The following is a 17,494-nucleotide window of genomic DNA, read 5'->3' on the forward strand; positions in this document are numbered from 1 at the left end:
CCCTGGCAGCGAAATGGCTGCCGCGGCGCTACACTGCGGGGTCGGCCTTCGGGTCGGCCCCGCTTTGTTTTATGCGGTGCACTCAGAAGCCGCTCATGGTCCTGCCACGCCCCCCGAGCCGCTCGCTACGCGCCATGAGCCGGTTCACATAACGATTATCCGGAGGTGTCATGCGTTTCCAGTGTCGTCGTGTTCCCGTTCGCGCCTTGGTGTCTGCAGCTGTGTTGGCATGCAGCGCTGGCGCGTTCGCTCAGACCATCCCCGCCAGCAAGCCCGCGCCCACCACGCTCACGCCCGAGCAGCAGCGCTATCACGACATCTACAAAGAGCTGGTCGAGATCAACACGACGCATTCGGCCGGTGACACAACCAACGCTGCGCATGCGATGGAAAAGCGCCTGCGCGACGCGGGGTTTGCCGCTGCCGACATACAGGTGCTTGAGCCGTTCCCGAAGAAGGGCAACCTGGTGCTGCGCTTCAAGGGCAGCGGCGCCAAGAAGCCGATGCTGCTGCTTGCCCACATTGACGTGGTGGAAGCCAAGCGCGAAGACTGGAAGACCGACCCCTTCAAGCTGCAGGAGACTGACGGCTATTTCACCGCGCGTGGCGCGATTGACGACAAGGCGATGGCCTCGGCCTTCGTGTCGGTGCTGGGGCAGCTTAAACAGGAAGGCTTCAAGCCATCGCGCGACATCATCCTGGCGTTGACCACCGATGAGGAGCGCGGCGATGTGCCGACCAACGGCGCGTACTGGATCGTCAATAACAAGCCCGAGCTGGTGAAGGCCGAGTTCGGCATCAACGAAGGCGGTGGTGGCGAGTTGCGCAATGGCAAGCCGGTGCTCCATCGCATTCAGGTGGCCGAGAAGATGTACACGACGTACGAGCTTGAAGTGCGTGACGTGGGCGGCCACAGCTCGGTGCCGACGAAGACGAACCCGATCTATGCGTTGTCAGCCGCGCTGGATCGGTTGGGGGCGTATCAGTTTCCCGTCAAGCTGGCCGACGTGACGCAGACCTACTTCGCACGCAGCGCGCCGCTGGCCACGGGGCAGCTGGCGGACGACATGCGTTCGGTCGGTACCGGCAAGCCGGACCAGGCTGCGATCGATCGGCTCTCGGCCATTCCGTTCTACAACGCGCAGTTGCGCACCACCTGCGTGGCCACGATGGTCAATGCCGGCCATGCAGAGAATGCGCTGCCGCAATCGGCCAAGGCCACCGTCAATTGCCGCATCCTGCCGCACGATGATCCGGCCGATATTGATCGTCAGTTGAAGCAGGTGATCGGCAACGAGAAGATCAGCGTGCGCTACGTCAACAAGCCGCTTGCGAGCCCCGCGTCGCCGCTCAATGGCGACCTGGTGAAGACGGTGGAGGCGCTGACGCAGCAGATGTGGAATGTGCCGGTGATTCCGGCGATGAGCACGGGGGCGACCGACAGCCGGTTCATGCGCAATGCCGGTATTCCGATGTATGGGGTGTCGGGGCTGTTTACCGAGCCGGCTGACTTGCGCACGCATGGTCTGGATGAGCGCATCGAGATTGCGCGCTTGTATGACGGGCGGGAGTTTCTTTATCGGCTTGTGAGGCAGTTGGCTGAGTGAGTTGTCGGGCGCTGCGCTTGCTTTTTTTGCGGGCGCGGCTGGTTGGTGCTGGTTTGTGTTGGGTTTCGTCCCCTGCCGGGGCCGACCTACTTTCTTTGTCTTGCCAAAGAAAGGTAGGCAAAGAAAGGCGCGCCCGAGATGGCGACCCACTCCTTGAATTTCTGTCGCAGAGAGGGAGAGGAGGCAAACTCGCTGCGCTCAGACAGCCTCCTCTCTTTTTCCTCCCTGCAACAGAAATTCAAGGCGCCATTTAGGGCAGGGTACGGCCACCCCTTCTGGGCGCCGGGGTTGGCGGCGCGGCGAGCGTCTTTAGACGGTTGCTTCTTAGATGAATCCGCCGTCGGTCATCAAGGTGCGGCCGGTGATCCAGCGGGCGTCGTCGGAGGCCAGGAAGGCGATGGCGTCGGCGATGTCGTCCGGCTCTGCCAGACGGCCCATTGGTGTCGATTCGCGCATGCGCGCTTTGACTTCATCGGGAATCGGGGCAGTCATGTCGGTGCGCGTGAGCGCGGGTGCCACGGCGTTGACGGTGATGTTGCGCGAGCCCAGTTCCACCGCAAACGCGTGGGTGAGGGCGCTGACGGCGGCCTTGCTTGCCGCATACACCGCAAGCCCCGATCGGGGCCGGTACACCAGGCTCGACGACACGTTCACGATATGCCCGCCGCGTGCCGGCACATGCGGCAGCACCGCCTGCGTCACGAGAATCGTCGAGAAGGCATTGGTGCGGAACTGCGCGTCGAATGATGCGAGATCGATGCTGCCGACCAACTGGCTTTCCAGGATGCCGGCGTTGTTGACGAGGATGTCGATGGCGCCGAAGGCCTCGCGCACGGTGCTCACCATTGCGTCGACGGACAGGGCATCGCTCACGTCGGCTTGTACGGCAATGGCTTGTGCGCCGGTGCCGCGGATGGCGTTGACCACGGCGTCGGCTTCCGCAGCGTTGCTGCGATAGACCACGGCCACGCGTGCGCCGTCGGCCGCCAGTCGATGCGCCACGGCGGCGCCAATGCCGCGAGAGCCTCCGGTGACGATAGCCGTGCGACCTGCGAGGCGTTGTGCGGGTGTGGATTGAGTTTGAGACATGCTGTTCTCCTGAGGCGCTGAATGTTTCGGGAGAACAGATTACGAACCGGCGGGCTGATGCGCAGCCCGTTTGGCCGCGACGCGGCGTTCCAGCATTGGAACGAGCGAAGTGCGATCAGCCTTGCTGCCGCTTGCGGTATTCGGCCACTTTGTGGCGGTTGCCGCAGACCGCCATGCTGCACCAGCGGCGCTTGTGCGACTTTGTACGGTCGTAAAACCACAGCGTGCATTCGGGGTGTTCGCACACGCGCACGAGCTGGAAATCGCCCTCGGCTAGCAGGTGCGCGGCGGCTTCGGCCAGCGGCGCCAGGCATTGTTCGACTGAATCGGTCGGGCGCACGCGTTCGACACGCGGGGTGCCGCTTTCCCATACCAGCACTGGATGGCTCGGCGCCTGCCGCAGGAACACGTTGAGCGCATCGGCGCTGGCTACACGGCCCGCCTTGCGTGCTTCCACCAATGTGCGAATCACCTCGCGCAGGTGCCGCGCCACAGCCAGCAGCACGCCAGGAGGGTAGCGGCCTGCCACCGGCTCAACGAGCCAGCCCGCGCGCACCAGCCAATCGGAGACATCGGCGTCGTTCTGCCAGAAATCGTGCGGGTGGCCGTTGATGTTGGCCACGGTGTTGAGCATGTCCAGGACCGGGTCGTCGGCGATCAGCAGGGGCTTATCGGCGGCGGGGGCGGGGGCGGCGGCAGGTGAGGACATGGTGGTCTGCAAGCAAACGGACGGTGGAATTGTAACCAATTTAACGTGATATTCCAGTTACTTGTTGCATGCACGTTTCAACGGCCCAATCCGGTGAAAAGCCCGCCGCATTACCATGTGTCGTCCACGTTTCTTGCCGGAGATGATCATGAGCGCATGGCCTGATGCACGCGTGCTGGAGTTGTTCAATATCGAAGTGCCCATCGTGCTGGGGCCGATGGCGGGTGTGGCCGGCGTGGAGTTGGCGATTGCCGTGGCACGTGGCGGCGGCCTTGGTTCGCTGCCTTGCGCGATGCTCAGCGTCGAGCAGATCCGCCAGCAGGTCGAGCAGTTTCGGGCGGCCATGCGCGGCCCCATCAACCTGAATTTCTTCTGCCACACGCCGCCCCAGCCGGACCCCGAGCGCGATGCCAGATGGCGTGCCCATCTGGCGCCCTACTACGCCGAGTTCGGTATCGACTTGAACGCGCAAGCGCCGGCCGTGAACCGCGCGCCGTTCGACGAAGCCACCTGCGCGCTGGTGGAGGAACTGAAGCCGGAGGTGGTGAGCTTCCATTTCGGCCTGCCCTCGCCGGCGTTGCAGGCCCGCGTGAAGGCCGCGGGGGCGAAGGTCATCTCCGCCGCCACCACCGTGGAAGAGGCGCGCTGGCTGGAAGCGCGCGGCGTAGACGCCATCATCGCGATGGGCAACGAGGCGGGCGGCCATCGCGGCATGTTCCTCGCCAAGACGATCGAATCGCAGGTCGGCACGTTCGCGCTGGTGCCGCAGGTGGCGGATGCGGTGAAGGTGCCCATCATCGCAGCGGGTGGCATCGGCGATGCGCGCGGTGTGGTGGCGGCATTGGCGCTGGGGGCATCGGCGGTGCAGATCGGTACCGCCTATATGTTGTCGCCGGAGGCCAAGACTTCGGCCATTCATCGCGCGGCGCTCAAGCAGGCAACGGATGCCGACACCGCCCTCACCAACCTGTTCACCGGACGGCCGGCGCGCGGCATCGTCAACCGGCTGATGCGTGAGATCGGCCCGATGAGCACGTTTGCCCCGGCCTTCCCCACGGCCGGCGGTGCATTGGCGCCGTTGCGCGCCAAGACGGAGCCCACCGGCTCGGGCGATTTCATCAACCTGTGGTCGGGCCAGGCCGGCCGGCTGGCCACGGAAGACTCGGCAGAAGCCATCACGCGGCGCATTGCCGCCCAGGCGCTCGAACGGCTCACCTGAGTTTTTCTGTTGCATCGTCTCCCGCGCGGGCACGCCAGACGGCGTGCCCGTTTTATTTCGCATCACAAATCGGTATGCGAGCGATGGGAAAATTTTATGTAACTTGTGAAATGTAATTTCAAAGGTTACGATGGTTTCGCTGCTGTTTCCCCGAAACCCATCCCGGAGCCTTGCCATGAACGCCCCTGCCCGAACCGCTGATCTGGTTGTCGATGCGTATGCCCCAAGCGCCGTGCGCCACCGCACGGTGGATGTCGAGGGTGTGCGCGTGTTCTATCGGGAGGCCGGCCCCGCCGATGCGCCGACCGTGCTGTTGCTGCACGGTTTTCCCAGCGCGTCGCATATGTTCCGCAACCTCATCCCCCAGTTGGCGGAGCGCTATCACGTGGTGGCGCCGGATTTTCCCGGCTTTGGCCTGACGCAGGTGCCGAGCGGCTTCCGCTACACGTTCGACAACCTGGCGCGCGTGGTAGACGGCTTTACGCAGGCGATCGGTTTGTCGCGTTACGCAATCTACGTGTTCGACTACGGCGCGCCGGTCGGTTGGCGCCTGGCGACGGCGCATCCGGAGCGCATCAGCGCCATCGTCACGCAAAACGGCAACGGCTATGAGGAAGGCCTGGGCGAGGGGCCGTGGGCGCCAGTCAAGGCCTATTGGGACAACCCGGACGAAGCGCATCGCCGTGAGTTGCATGCGATCGTTTCGGATGAGATGACCCAGTGGCAATACCTGAATGGCGTGCCAGACCCGACGCGCGTGGCACCGGATGGCTACCTGCTCGACCAGTATTTTCTGAGCCGCCCGGGCCAGCTCGACATCCAGATGGATCTGTTCCTGGATTACGCGAGCAACGTGGCGCTGTATCCGACACTGCACGCGTACTTTCGCGCGCATCGCCCACCGCTGCTGGCGGTGTGGGGGCGCAATGACACCATCTTCATTCCGCCCGGCGCGGAGGCCTTCAAGCGCGACCTGCCGGAGGCGGAGATCCACTTTGTCGACAGCGGCCACTTTGCGCTGGAGACGCACCATGCGGAAATTGGTGCGCGCATGCTCGACTTTCTTGGTCGCGTGGTGAAGTAACGCGTGGGTTCACGTCATCGGTTGCATGGTGGCTTCCGCGGCAAAGCGCTCGCGCAGGAACGCCACCAGCGCCTTCACCGAAGGCGGCACGCCTGCACGCGATGGATAGAGTGCGTGCAGGTCGGCCGGCTCGGGTGTCCACCCCGGCAGCACCGTGCGCAGGTGGCCACTGTTAAGCGCCGCATGGCAGCAATGCTGCGGCAGGATGGCCAGGCCAAGCCCCGCTATGGCGGCTTCGCGCAGGGCGATGATGTTGTCGCTGGCAAAGCGCGGGCGAATCGGCAGCGCGAGCCGATGGCCGCGCGCATCCTGCAATATCCAATCACGGCTGCGGGCGAGCGAGCCTTGCCCCAGGCACGGGAAATCTTCCAGCGCGGCGGGCGTGTCGGGCTCACCCACACGGGCAATCAACGCGGGGCTGGCCACCAGCACGCGCGGCGAGACCACCAGATGCCGCGCCACCACATCGCGTGAGGGCAGCGGCCCCGTGGCTGCGCGGATCGCCACGTCAATGCGCTGCTCGATCAGGTCGACGTAGGTGTTGGACAAGTCCAGCTCGATGCGCAGCTTCGGATGTGCATCGGCAAATTCGGCCAGCCAGCCGGCCACCAGCGTTTCCGCCAGCAAAGGCGACGTGCCGACGCGCAGCACGCCGGCCGGTTCGCTGCGTGCTGCGCCGGCCAGCGCTTCAATGGCCGCTGACGCATCGGCCATGTCGCGAGCGTGCCGATACACCGCTTCGCCCACCGGCGTGACCGATACGCGATGGCTTGAACGCTGCAGCAGCCGCGTGCCGAGCTGCACCTCCAACTCGGCAATGCGCCGGCTCAGACGTGACTTGGGGATGCCCGTGGCGCGCTCGGCAGCGGAAAAACCGCCGGCTTCCACGACGCGCGTGAAGAGGTACAGGTCGTCGAATCGCTTCATGGTGGTACAGGGTTGCGGTCGAATCGCATTGAAGCATAGGCGCTGCCCGGACGTTGTCGCGGGCAATGGATCAGCGCTGTACAGTGTCGCTGGGCGGGGCTGCGCGCGTCGGAATACCGCGCAGACCGGATCGGAGTCTGGCAAGCCTGCGCCCGGCGCGGGCATCAATGCAAGGAGAAGGCATGGACAGGCAAGGCACGCAAACGCAGGGGATGTCCCGCGATCGGCTCGCACGGGTCGAGCGCTTCATCGATGACGCTTACATTGCGACGGGCAAGCTGCCCGGCGCGCTCGTCCAGGTATGGCGGCGCGGCGAACTGGCCTTGAACTCCGTGCTGGGCCTGGCCGACCGCGAGCGCCAGGTGCCGCTGGCCGAAGACTCGATTTTCCGCATCTACTCGATGACCAAGCCCATCACGTCGGTGGCGTTCATGATGCTGGTGGAGGAATGCAAGGTCGCGCTGGACGATCCGGTCAGCAAGTTCATCCCCGCGTGGGCGAACCTGGGCGTGCACGCCGGCGGCTTCATGGAGGGCTTCCAGTCGCGCCCGGTCAAACGCCCCATGCGCATGGTCGACCTGCTGCGCCACACCTCCGGCCTGACCTATGGCTTCCACCAGAACACGAATATCGACGCGGCGTACCGCCGGCTGAAGCTGGGCGACATCGCCACCGATGGCACGCTCGACGAGATGATCGAAAAGCTGGCCGGCGTGCCGCTGGAGTTCTCTCCGGGCGACGCGTGGAACTACTCCGTCTCCACCGATGTGCTCGGCTACCTGGTCGGCAAGATCAGCGGCATCCCGTTCGAGACGTTCCTGAAGGAGCGGATTTTCGACCCGCTTGGCATGGTCGATACGGCCTTTCATGTGCCGGAAGAGAAGGCGTCGCGCCTCTGCGCATGCTATGCCGTGGGGGCGATGGGGTCGAAGACGGTGTCCGATCGTGGGCCGGTCTTGCAGGACGATCCGCGCGCCAGCCCGTACCTGAAGCCGCTCAGCTTCATTTCTGGCGGTGGCGGTTTGGTTTCTACCGCAGCGGACTACCTGCGCTTCTCACGCATGCTGCTGCAGGGCGGCGAGCTGGATGGCGTGCGCCTGCTGGGGCCGAAAACGCTGGCGTTGATGACGGCCAACCATCTGCCGGGCGGGCGCGACATGTCGAGCCTATCGTCGCCTTCGATGTTCAGCGAGGCAGCCTATGACGGCGTGGGGTTCGGGCTGGGCTTTGCAACCACGATCTCCCAGGCGGCCACGTTGATTCCCGGCAGCACGGGCGATTTCTTCTGGGGCGGCGCGGCTGGCACCTTCTTCTGGGTGGACCCGCAGGAGGATCTGATCGGCCTGTTCCTGACGCAGGTCCTGCCGTCGTCTGCTTACCCCGTGCGTCGGCAATTGCGCACGCTTGTCTATAGCGCGATCACGGATGTAGGTGGCGCGGCGCGTTGAGCCCGCGTTGACCATCAAGGCGGCGGAGCATTCCGCGCCGCCGCCTGATCATCACGTCGATTAAACGCCGATCAAACGTCGAACCGGACGCCCTGCGCCAGCGGCAGCGCGCCGCTGTAGTTGACGGTGTTGGTGGCGCGGCGCATGTAACCCTTCCATGCGTCCGAGCCGGATTCGCGGCCGCCGCCGGTTTCCTTCTCGCCGCCGAATGCACCGCCGATCTCGGCGCCCGATGTGCCGATGTTGACGTTGGCAATGCCGCAGTCGCTGCCCGCCGACGACATGAAGCGCTCGGCATCGCTCAGGTTTGCCGTGAAGATGGCGGACGACAGGCCCTGCGGCACGCCGTTCTGGATGGCGATGGCCTGCTCGGTGTCGCCGTCATACGTCACGACATAGAGGATCGGTGCGAAGGTCTCGCTTTCCATCACCTTCGTCGGCTTCGGCATTTTGACCAGCGCGGGGCGCACGTACCAGGCGTCGGTGCCCAGGTCTTCGCGCACGCGCTCGCCACCCAGTACTTCGCCCCCTTCAGCGCGGGCCTGCGCCAGTGCCTGCTGCATGCCGTCGAAGGCAGCCTGGTCGATCAACGGGCCGACCAGCATGCCGTCCGCCAGCGGGTCGCCAATCGCAATGCTCTGGTAGATCTTTTCCAGACGGGCGAGGAGTGTGTCGGCCACCGAGCGGTGCACGATCAGGCGGCGCAACGACGTGCAGCGTTGGCCCGCCGTGCCAACGGCGGCAAAGGTGATGGCGCGTGCCGCCAGTTCCAGATCCGCCGAAGGCGTGACGATCATCGCGTTGTTGCCGCCCAGCTCCAGGATCGAGCGGCCAAAGCGTTCCGCCACTTTCACGCCCACCTGACGGCCCATGCGCGTCGAGCCCGTGGCGCTGACGATCGGCACAAGGTGGCTGGCAACCAGCGCTTCGCCCACATCGCGCCCGCCGATCAGCAGTTGGCTCAGCCCGGCAGGAATGGCCCCTGGCTTTTCCGCATTGAACGCGTCGACAACCTGCTGCATCAGGTGCTGGCAAGCAATGGCCGTCAGCGGTGTCTTCTCCGACGGCTTCCACACGATGGCGTTGCCGCACACCAGGGCCAGCGCAGCGTTCCACGACCACACCGCCACCGGAAAGTTGAACGCCGAGATGATGCCCACCACCCCCATCGGATGCCAGGTTTCCATCATGCGGTGCCCAGGGCGCTCGCTGGCGATGGTCAAGCCATGCAGTTGCCGCGACAGACCGACGGCAAAGTCGCAGATGTCGATCATCTCCTGCACTTCGCCCAGGCCCTCGGAGGTGATCTTGCCTGCCTCCAGTGAGACCAGTTCGCCAAGCGCTGCCTTGTGCGTGCGCAGGACCTCGCCCAGGCGGCGCACCAGTTCTCCGCGCACGGGTGCCGGCACGGTACGCCATGCCAGATACGCCTGATGCGCGCCCTGGATGGCAGCCTCGGCCTCGCTGGCGGTATGCGATTTCACGGTCGCCAATACCGCGCCATCGCGCGGGGCGCGGCTCGTCCAGTCCGACCCTTCGTAGGCCTTCAGGTCCAGGCCGAGGGCCTTCAGTACGGTCTGCAATCGTGTTCGTGAATCTGACATGGCGCGAATCCTTGCTGTTCTTTCGTGTTCAATCAAAAAACTGTTGCGTTGCGGCAGCGCTCAACTCAACGCTCGACGGTGCGGTTCCAGCGCTTGCTCCACTCGGGGCGTTCGGCGTTGATCACGTCCCAGTCCAGGGCAACGGCCGTCTTCAGGATGTTGTTCATCTTGTTCTGCTCGTCCGCCGCCTTGCCCTTGAGCGGCGCCTTGGGGTTGACTGGATTGTAGGAGCCGTTTTCCATGGCGAGCGCCTGGGCCTCGGGGCTGATCAGGTAGTCCGCCAGCTTCTGCGCCAGATCGGCATCCGGGTTGTTGGCCAGCACGCACTGCGCCGTCAGCAGAACGACGGCGCCTTCCTTGGGGGCGACGAATTCCATCGGGATGCCCTTGGACTTCATCAGCTCGACCTGCGTGAGCGTGTAGGGAAACAGCGCGGCATCGCCGGCCTGCATCATCTCCACCACCTTCGACGAGTTGGGGATGTACTCGACCACGTTCGGGCCGATGGTGGTGGGCCATGCCTTGAAGGCCGGATCGACGTTCTTTTCAGTGCCGCCCTTGAGGCGGTTGAACATCAGGAAGGCATCCAGCCCAAACGACGAAGCCGGCATGGATTGCACGACCACCTTGCCCTTGTATTTCGGGTCAGCCAGATCGCCCCACGAGGTCGGCGGCGTCCAGCCCTTGTCGGCAAAGATCTTGGTGCTGTAGGCCAGGCCGGTCAGCCCCATCGACAGGCCCACGGCGTAGTCCCCCTTGAGGTGGGCAATGGCGGGCACGGCCGACAGGTTGGCCGAAGGCTTGAGCTTTTCGCATAGCCCCATGCCGATGGCGCGGAACATGACGCCGTCGTCCAGCGTCATCACGTGCATCTGCGCCTTGCCCTTGGTCGCCTGGGCCTTGGCGAGGATGTCGGTCGAGGTGCCGGGCACGACGACGACCTTGACGTTGTTGGCCTTCTCGAACGGCGGGAATACGAACTGCGTGTAGGTGCGTTCCATGTTGCCGCCGTTCATGCCGATGTACAGCGTCTTGGTTTCGGCGTGGGCGGCGCCGGCGGCGAGCAGCGCGGTTCCGGCAGCCGCTGCAATGATGGACGTGAACGATGTTTTCGCGTGTTTCACAAGCATGGTGGTCTCCTGGGGCATCAAGTGCATCAAGCTGCGGGTTGCAGAAAGCGTTGGATGGAAAAGGGTTCGATCGGCGTGGTGGTGCGGCCTTCGGCAATCAGCTCGGCCATGACATCGCCCACGCCTGGCCCGAGCTGGAAGCCGGCGCCGGCAAAGCCAAAGGCGTGGAACAGGCCGGGGCGGCGGGCACTGGGCCCAATCACGGGCTGGTCGTCGGGCAGGTTGCCTTCCGTGCCGCTCCACGTGCGGATGATGTGGGCGCCCGTGAGTTGTGGCAGCAGGGCAGCCAACTGCGGCAACTGGCGCAGGATCGCCACGTGCGACGAGCGCGCGCGCTGGTCGTCCAATACGTAGCCGCGCCCGCCGCCGAATACCACATTGCCGCGCCGCACCTGCCGGCAGTAGATGCCGCCGCCTTCCACGCCCAGGCTCCAGGGCAGGAAAAACGGCAGCGGCTCGGTCACGCCCATGGTGGGCGGGATGGTGAACATCGGCACGGGCTCGCCCCACTGCGCTGCAAACTGCGCTGCCCAGGCGCCGGCGCAGTTGACGAGCGCGGAGGCTTTGACCTCCAGATCGCGGTCATGCTGCCGTGCATGAATGACGAAGCGGGCGCCATCGTGCTCGACCGATTGCACCGGCGCGTGCTCGCGCACATCGGCGCCTGCCGCGTGCGCCGCGCGCGCAAATGCGGGCGACAGCAGGCGCGGATTGGCCTGCCCGTCTTCAGGGCACAGCGAGCCGCCGACGATCTGATCGCCGCCCATCGGAAAATATTTCTGCAGCGCAGCCTGGCCTTCAATGAGCTGCAACCCGAGGCCAAAGCCCTCGCTGCGTGCTGCATAGCTGGCCAGCGATTCCATGTCAGCCACGCAACGAGCGATCTTGAAGTGCCCGCTGCGCTCGTACTCGGCCTCGGTGCCGATCAACTCGGTCAGACGCCCCCAGATCTGGTGCGAACGCTGGGCCAGCGGCAATTGCTCAATGGAGCGCCCCTGACGCCGCACACCGCCAAAATTGACGCCGCTTGAGCGCGAACCGCACAGGTCGCGCTCGAGCAACGTGACGGCCAGCCCGCGCCGGCGCAGGAACAGCGCGGTGGCGCTGCCCATGATGCCGCCGCCGATGATGGCCACGTCGCACGCAAGCTGCTCACGCATGGTGGCTCTCCGGTTCGCTTGCCTCGGTCACATCCAGCGGTAGCGGCTTGATCGGTGCCTGGCCGCGCAACCGGCCCACTTGCGCCAGCGGAACGGACTGCGCGTGCGCCAGGATTTCCGCTGCCGCTGCGCCGCACATCCGGCCCTGGCAGCGGCCCATGCCCACCCGGCACAGCGCCTTCAGCCGGTTCAGCTCGTGCACGCCGCATTCCGCTGCCGTCTGGCGCAGAGTGCCTGCGGTGACGTTTTCGCAGCGGCATACGACCAGGTCGTCGCTGGCGTGCGCGGCCCAGTCATCGGGAAAGGGGAAGGCCACTTCCAGCGCGTGGCGGAACCGCTCGATCTTCTGCAGACGCTGGCGCAGCGCAGCCAAGCGATTGGTGTCGACGGTGATTTGCCGATCCTGCAACAGGGCGAGCGCCGCCAATTCGCCCGAGTACTCGGCTGCATCGGCGCCCATGATGCCCGCGCCATCGCCTGCCAGATACACGCCCGCGACCGAGCTGCGCCGCATGGCGTCGATGCGCGGCACATGGCAGCGGTGCAGTGCAGAAAACTCGAACGCGCAGCCCAGCAGATCGGCGAGCTGTGTTTCGGGCCGCAGTGCGTAACCCATGCCCACAGCGGAGCAAGCCGTGCGTTGTTCGCGGCCGGCGCTGTCTTGCCAGACGAGGTGCTCCAATGCCGCATCGCCTTCCGCGCGCAGCAAACGCACGCCGTGATGCATGGGGATGCCGTGCAGCTTGAGCCAGCCCACCAGCGCCATGCCCTTGGCCATGACGCCAGGCTGGCCCAGCATGGCCGGCGCCGCCTTGTAGCGCGCGGTGGCCGGGGCAGTGTCCAGCACCGCCACGACGTTTGCGCCGGCCTTGGCGTACTGGCAGGCCACCAGATACAGCAGCGGGCCGGTGCCTGCAAACACGACGGCATCGCCAATCGCGCAGCCCTGGTACTTGAGCGCGACTTGCGCGCCGCCCAGCGTATAGACGCCCGGCAGTGTCCAACCCGGGATCGGCAGCACACGGTCTGTGGCGCCGGTGGCGACAATCACATCGCGCCAGGGCAGGCTGCTGACCGCGCGCGTAGGCACATGCAGCAGGTCGAGCAGATCGGGCTGGGCATTCCACACCAGGGTCTGCGGGTGGTAATCGATCTGTGGCTGGAGCTGGTCAAAGGCGGCATGTACGGCCTGCGCACGCGCGGCTTCGGTGCCGTACAGATCGGCCGCGCTCCGGGCAAAGCCATCCGGCTGGCGGCGATAGATCTGACCGCCGGCGCGCGGAGCCTCATCCAGCACGATGGGCTTGAGGCCGTGCGCCAGCAGCGTCTGCGCCGCACGCACACCTGCCGGCCCCGCACCGATGATGACTGGCGGCAGATCCGCCTGCGACTGGCGCTGCAGCGTGGGGGCGGGTTGCGTCATCACGCGGCTCCCTCGCTGCCAGCCGGTTGCGTGCAGATGTGCATGCCGGGTTCGATCATGGTCTGGCACGCGCGCAGCGATTTGCCATCGGCCAGACGCACCCAGCAGTCCTGGCACGCGCCCATCAGGCAGAAACCGGCGCGCGGCTGCTGGCTGAATTCGTTCAAGCGCAACTGGCGTGTTTGCGTGAGCACAGCCGTCAGGACGGTGTCGCCGGCAAGCGCTTCGGCGGGGCGGCCATCCAGCACGAAGGGCACCGCGGGGCGGTTGCGCTCTTTGAGGCGCTGGAGCTGCGCGCGGGCCGATGGATTTGCAGGAGCGTTCATCGTGATCTGTGTCTCAATGCTTGCCGATCAGAATGCGGTCCAGGCCGTAGACCTTGTCCAGCAGCAGCATCAGCGCGAGCGTGAGGAAGACGATCAGCGCCGAGACGGCGGCCATCATCGGGTCGAGCGATTCCGTGGCGTACATGTACATGCGCACCGGCAGCGTGACGGTGGCGGGCGACACCACGAAGATCGACATGGTCAGTTCATCAAAGCTGTTGATGAAGGCCAGCAGCCACCCGCCCGTGATGCCCGGCAGGATCATCGGCAACGTCATGCGGCGGAACACCGTGAAGCTGCTCGCACCCAGCGAATAAGCGGCGTGCTCGACCGAGTGGTCAAAGCCCACCAGCGCTGCCATCACCAGCCGCATGGTGTACGGCGTGACGATCAGTGCATGGGCGAAGATCAGCCAGCCGAAGCTGCCTTGCCCGCCCACCAGCGAGAACATGCGCAGCAGCGCCACGCCCAGCACCAGGTGCGGAATGATCAGCGGTGACAGAAACACGCCTTGCAAATACTGCAGCCCCGGCGCGCGGTAGCGGACGATGGCCATGGCGGCCGGCACTGCCAGCGCGGTAGACAGCGTGGCCGCCGCCAGGCCCAGCCACAGACTGTTCCAGAACGATTGCACGAAGTCGGGGTGATGCAGCACCTGATCGAACCAGCGCAGCGAGAAATGATGGGTCGGCAGTGTGAGCGTTTCTTCAGGCGTGAAGGCGACGATGCACACGATCACCAGCGGTGCCAGCATGAAGATGATGACGAGCGCGTTGAAGATGAGCGCGAGCGGTCCGTTCTTTTGCATGTGCGCTCCTTCAGCCCAGCGTTCTTTTGTAGCGCCCTTCAATCATGCGGTTCCAGCCCAGCATGATGACGAGGTTGGCCGCCAGCAGAATCAGCGCGATGGCTGCGCCCAGCGGCCAGTTCAGTTCGTTCAGGTATTCGTCGTAGATGAGCGTGGCGACCATCTTCACGCGGCGCCCGCCCAGCAGGCCCGGAATGGCGAATGAGCTGGCCGCCAGGCCGAACACGATCAGGCTGCCCGACAGAATGCCCGGCATGACCTGCGGCAGCACCACGCGGCGCAAGGTGGTGAAGTGCGATGCGGACAATGACAGCGCGGCGTTTTCCACCCACGGGTCGAGCTTTTGCAGCGAGGTCCACACCGGGATGACCATGAACGGCAGCATCACGTGCACCAGCGCAATCACGACGGCCGTCTCGTTGTACAGCAGCTTGACCGGGCCGATGCCAACGGCCTTGAACGCGGCGTTGATCAGGCCTTCGGGCCCGAGCAGCATGCTCCAGCCGAAGGCGCGCACCACGACCGAGATCAGCAGCGGCGCGAGAATGACGAGCAGAAAGATCGAACGCCACGGCTTGCGCATCCGGCTCAGGATGTAGGCCTCGGGCGCGCCAATCAGGATGCAGACCAGCGTCACGAGTGCCGAGACGCGCAGCGTGCGCCAGAAGATCTCGTAGTAGTACGGGTCTTGCACCACGTGCAGGTAGTGCACGAACGTGAAGGTGCCCGCAATGGGGCCCTTGTCGGCATCGAACACGTTGAACGACAAAATCACGCTCAGCGCGAGCGGCACGAACAGCATCACGGCAAAGAGGGCCAGCGCTGGGCCGGTCATGCTCCATGGCACCCAGGTCGGTCTGCGGCTCATGCTGCATGCCCCTCGGTACCGATCACGCGGACATAGCGGTCCTGCCAATCCACGCCGACGGTCTGGCCCACTTCGCGCGGGGCATCGCCATCGTTGACGGCGGATACCAGCATCGCGCCGAGCGGCGTGTCGACGGTGTACATCCACTGGTTGCCGAGGAAGAAGCGTTCGGTCACGCGGCCTTCACAGCGGCCGGCGCCGTCGGCGGTGCACGTCATCTTTTCCGGGCGCAGCGCCAGCACAACCTTGCTGCCCACCGGCGTGCCCGGCGGCAGCGCGAGTTGCACGGAACCGATCGATGCGCGAAGTTCGCCGTCGGTGCCCGACACCACCGCGGCATGCAGCAGATTGGCCTTGCCGACAAAGGTGGAGATGAACGCATTGCGCGGATGCTCATACACCGCCAGCGGTGTATCCACCTGGGTGATGCGGCCCGCCTCCATGACGACCACGCGATCGCTGATCGACATGGCTTCGGCCTGATCGTGGGTGACCATGATGGTGGTCGTGCCGACCTTGCGCTGGATCTCGCGCAGCTCGAACTGCATCTCTTCGCGCAGCTTGGCGTCCAGGTTCGACAGCGGCTCATCCAGCAGCAGCACCGGCGGCTTGATGACCAGCGCCCGCGCCAGGGCAACGCGCTGGCGCTGGCCGCCCGAGAGTTCGCGCGGGTAGCGATCAACGTGCTTGTCCAGGTGCACCAGCGCCAGCGTCTGCATGGCGCGCTCACGGCGCTCTGCTGCGGGGCACTTGCGCATCTCCAGCCCGAATTCCACGTTCTCGCGCACCGTCATGTGCGGGAACAGCGCGTAGGTCTGGAACACGATCCCCAGGCCGCGCGCGTTGGCCTTGGCACGGGTGATGTCCTTGCCGTCCAGCTCGATCGAGCCTTCCGTCACCTCCGCGAAGCCCGCAATCATCTGCAGGGTCGTGGTCTTGCCGCAGCCCGATGGGCCCAGCAGCGAGACGAACTCGCCCTTGTGCACGTTCAGGTTGAAGTCCTGAACGACCCGCAGGTCGCCGTACTGCTTGGAGACATGGTTGAGGCGCAGAAAACTCATCGGTCATCCTTTGCGACTTGGGGGCGTCGCCAGACGCTTCTGTTTGAACAATATGGCTATGCTATTGCAACACCTGTGCCAAAACATCGTTCCAGCCTAGGTGTATACGCTGTAGTTGGAATTTTTCTCATATTTATTCCGTTCATCGGAATACAATCGATCAACCGAATTCAGTCCGTTCCAGCTTTATGTCCGTAGATTCCGACGACGACGCGCATCAGCGCAGCGCCATGCACCGCACCTTCCAGATCCTGCGCACCATGGCGGAGCAGCAGCACCAAGGTGTGCGCGTCACCTACCTGGCCAAGACGCTGGGAATGACCCCCGCCACCACGCACCGCCTGCTGCAGGGGCTGACGCAAGAAGGCATGGTCGAGCAGGATCAGCAGAACAAGCTGTACCGGCTGAGCCTGGACCTGTTCTGCCTGGCGGCCCAGGCCGGTGCGGTGAACGACTTGCGCTCGGTCGCCCGGCCGGCCCTGCTGCGGCTGAATGCCAGCCTGGGCGACACAGTGTTGCTGCTGGTGCGCTCGGGCTTTGATGCGGTGTGTCTGGATCGCGTGGAAGGCCAATATCCGATTCGCACCTTCACCGGCGACGTGGGCGGCCGGATCGAACTAGGAGTGGGGCAGGGCGCCCTGGTGATCCTGGCGCACCTGCCCGAGGCCGAGCAGGAGGAGGTGCTGCGCTACAACTTGCCGCGCATCCGGCACTACAGCGTGTACGACGAGGTCTATCTGCGCTCCGAGGTCAGAAAGGCGCGCGAACTCGGCTACAGCGCCAAGACGGACGGGTTGCTCGAAGGCATGGCAGGCATTGCCGTGCCGGTGTTCGATCGCAATGGCAATGTCGTCGCCGCGCTTTCTGTGGGGACGCTTGCCAACCGCCTGAGCGCCGAGCGCCTGCCCATCGTCTACGACATGCTGCTGCGCGAGGCCAATCGGCTGACCACGCAGATCAATCCGTTTGACCCGACACTGCGTCGGCCCATGCAATCAATGGCCGTGAGCGATACCTATCGCGCCATCTGA

The 17,494-nt window shown here is 65.1% G+C and carries 16 protein-coding genes; 5 read left to right on the plus strand and 11 right to left on the minus strand.

Annotated features, from left to right (window positions below; genetic code table 11):
- The first annotated feature begins 170 nt into the window (after positions 1–170).
- Positions 171–1,607, plus strand: a complete 1,437-nt coding sequence (locus BG83_RS0114960; protein WP_024977506.1) for a M20/M25/M40 family metallo-hydrolase — start codon at positions 171–173, stop codon at positions 1,605–1,607.
- A gap of 324 nt (positions 1,608–1,931) precedes the next feature.
- Here BG83_RS0114960 and BG83_RS0114965 read toward each other — a convergent pair whose 3' ends face one another.
- Together BG83_RS0114965 and BG83_RS0114970 are read right to left on the minus strand one after the other, a co-directional pair.
- The gene (locus tag BG83_RS0114965) at positions 1,932–2,696 is read right to left on the minus strand and encodes an SDR family NAD(P)-dependent oxidoreductase (RefSeq protein ID WP_024977507.1); all 765 of its coding nucleotides are present in this window, start codon (positions 2,694–2,696) and stop codon (positions 1,932–1,934) included.
- Between the two features lie 115 nt (positions 2,697–2,811).
- Positions 2,812–3,405: a CGNR zinc finger domain-containing protein gene (locus BG83_RS0114970; RefSeq protein WP_024977508.1), complete on the minus strand. Its 594-nt coding sequence runs from the start codon at positions 3,403–3,405 to the stop codon at positions 2,812–2,814.
- 148 nt (positions 3,406–3,553) lie between these two features.
- On the opposite strand from BG83_RS0114970, the gene BG83_RS0114975 reads away from it, so the two are divergent.
- Positions 3,554–4,624: an NAD(P)H-dependent flavin oxidoreductase gene (locus BG83_RS0114975; RefSeq protein ID WP_024977509.1), complete on the plus strand. Its 1,071-nt coding sequence runs from the start codon at positions 3,554–3,556 to the stop codon at positions 4,622–4,624.
- Between the two features lie 175 nt (positions 4,625–4,799).
- Positions 4,800–5,708: an alpha/beta fold hydrolase gene (locus tag BG83_RS0114980; RefSeq protein WP_024977510.1), complete on the plus strand. Its 909-nt coding sequence runs from the start codon at positions 4,800–4,802 to the stop codon at positions 5,706–5,708.
- Between the two features lie 9 nt (positions 5,709–5,717).
- Here BG83_RS0114980 and BG83_RS0114985 read toward each other — a convergent pair whose 3' ends face one another.
- Positions 5,718–6,635 carry a LysR family transcriptional regulator gene (locus tag BG83_RS0114985; protein WP_024977511.1) on the minus strand — a complete coding sequence of 306 codons (918 nt, stop codon included), beginning with the start codon at positions 6,633–6,635 and terminating at the stop codon, positions 5,718–5,720.
- A 182-nt stretch (positions 6,636–6,817) separates the two neighbouring features.
- On the opposite strand from BG83_RS0114985, the gene BG83_RS0114990 reads away from it, so the two are divergent.
- Positions 6,818–8,083 carry a serine hydrolase domain-containing protein gene (locus BG83_RS0114990; RefSeq protein ID WP_024977512.1) on the plus strand — a complete coding sequence of 422 codons (1,266 nt, stop codon included), beginning with the start codon at positions 6,818–6,820 and terminating at the stop codon, positions 8,081–8,083.
- 71 nt (positions 8,084–8,154) lie between these two features.
- Here the strand turns inward: BG83_RS0114990 and BG83_RS0114995 are convergent, their stop codons facing one another.
- The 8 genes from BG83_RS0114995 to BG83_RS0115030 form a co-directional block, all read right to left on the minus strand.
- Positions 8,155–9,687, minus strand: coding sequence for an aldehyde dehydrogenase family protein (locus BG83_RS0114995; RefSeq protein WP_037031946.1), 1,533 nt, complete (start codon positions 9,685–9,687; stop codon positions 8,155–8,157).
- A gap of 65 nt (positions 9,688–9,752) precedes the next feature.
- The gene (locus BG83_RS0115000) at positions 9,753–10,817 is read right to left on the minus strand and encodes an ABC transporter substrate-binding protein (RefSeq protein ID WP_024977514.1); all 1,065 of its coding nucleotides are present in this window, start codon (positions 10,815–10,817) and stop codon (positions 9,753–9,755) included.
- 26 nt (positions 10,818–10,843) lie between these two features.
- Positions 10,844–11,977, minus strand: a complete 1,134-nt coding sequence (locus BG83_RS0115005) for an NAD(P)/FAD-dependent oxidoreductase (RefSeq protein WP_024977515.1) — start codon at positions 11,975–11,977, stop codon at positions 10,844–10,846.
- A complete protein-coding gene (locus BG83_RS0115010) occupies positions 11,970–13,400 on the minus strand; it encodes an NAD(P)/FAD-dependent oxidoreductase (protein ID WP_024977516.1) in 1,431 nt (476 codons plus the stop codon). The genes BG83_RS0115005 and BG83_RS0115010 overlap by 8 nt, the downstream gene beginning before the upstream one ends.
- Complete coding sequence (locus tag BG83_RS0115015; RefSeq protein ID WP_024977517.1) at positions 13,400–13,726, minus strand: (2Fe-2S)-binding protein; 327 nt, start codon at positions 13,724–13,726, stop codon at positions 13,400–13,402. The genes BG83_RS0115010 and BG83_RS0115015 overlap by 1 nt, the downstream gene beginning before the upstream one ends.
- 13 nt (positions 13,727–13,739) lie before the next feature.
- Positions 13,740–14,534 carry an ABC transporter permease gene (locus BG83_RS0115020; protein ID WP_024977518.1) on the minus strand — a complete coding sequence of 265 codons (795 nt, stop codon included), beginning with the start codon at positions 14,532–14,534 and terminating at the stop codon, positions 13,740–13,742.
- A gap of 10 nt (positions 14,535–14,544) precedes the next feature.
- Complete coding sequence (locus BG83_RS0115025) at positions 14,545–15,402, minus strand: ABC transporter permease (protein WP_024977519.1); 858 nt, start codon at positions 15,400–15,402, stop codon at positions 14,545–14,547.
- Positions 15,399–16,463, minus strand: coding sequence for an ABC transporter ATP-binding protein (locus BG83_RS0115030; RefSeq protein ID WP_024977520.1), 1,065 nt, complete (start codon positions 16,461–16,463; stop codon positions 15,399–15,401). The genes BG83_RS0115025 and BG83_RS0115030 overlap by 4 nt, the downstream gene beginning before the upstream one ends.
- Before the next feature lie 188 nt (positions 16,464–16,651).
- Here BG83_RS0115030 and BG83_RS0115035 point away from each other — a divergent pair, with 188 nt between their 5' ends.
- Positions 16,652–17,494, plus strand: coding sequence for an IclR family transcriptional regulator (locus BG83_RS0115035; protein WP_024977521.1), 843 nt, complete (start codon positions 16,652–16,654; stop codon positions 17,492–17,494).

The sequence above is a fragment of the Ralstonia pickettii genome (assembly GCF_000607165.1).
GTDB lineage: Bacteria > Pseudomonadota > Gammaproteobacteria > Burkholderiales > Burkholderiaceae > Ralstonia > Ralstonia holmesii.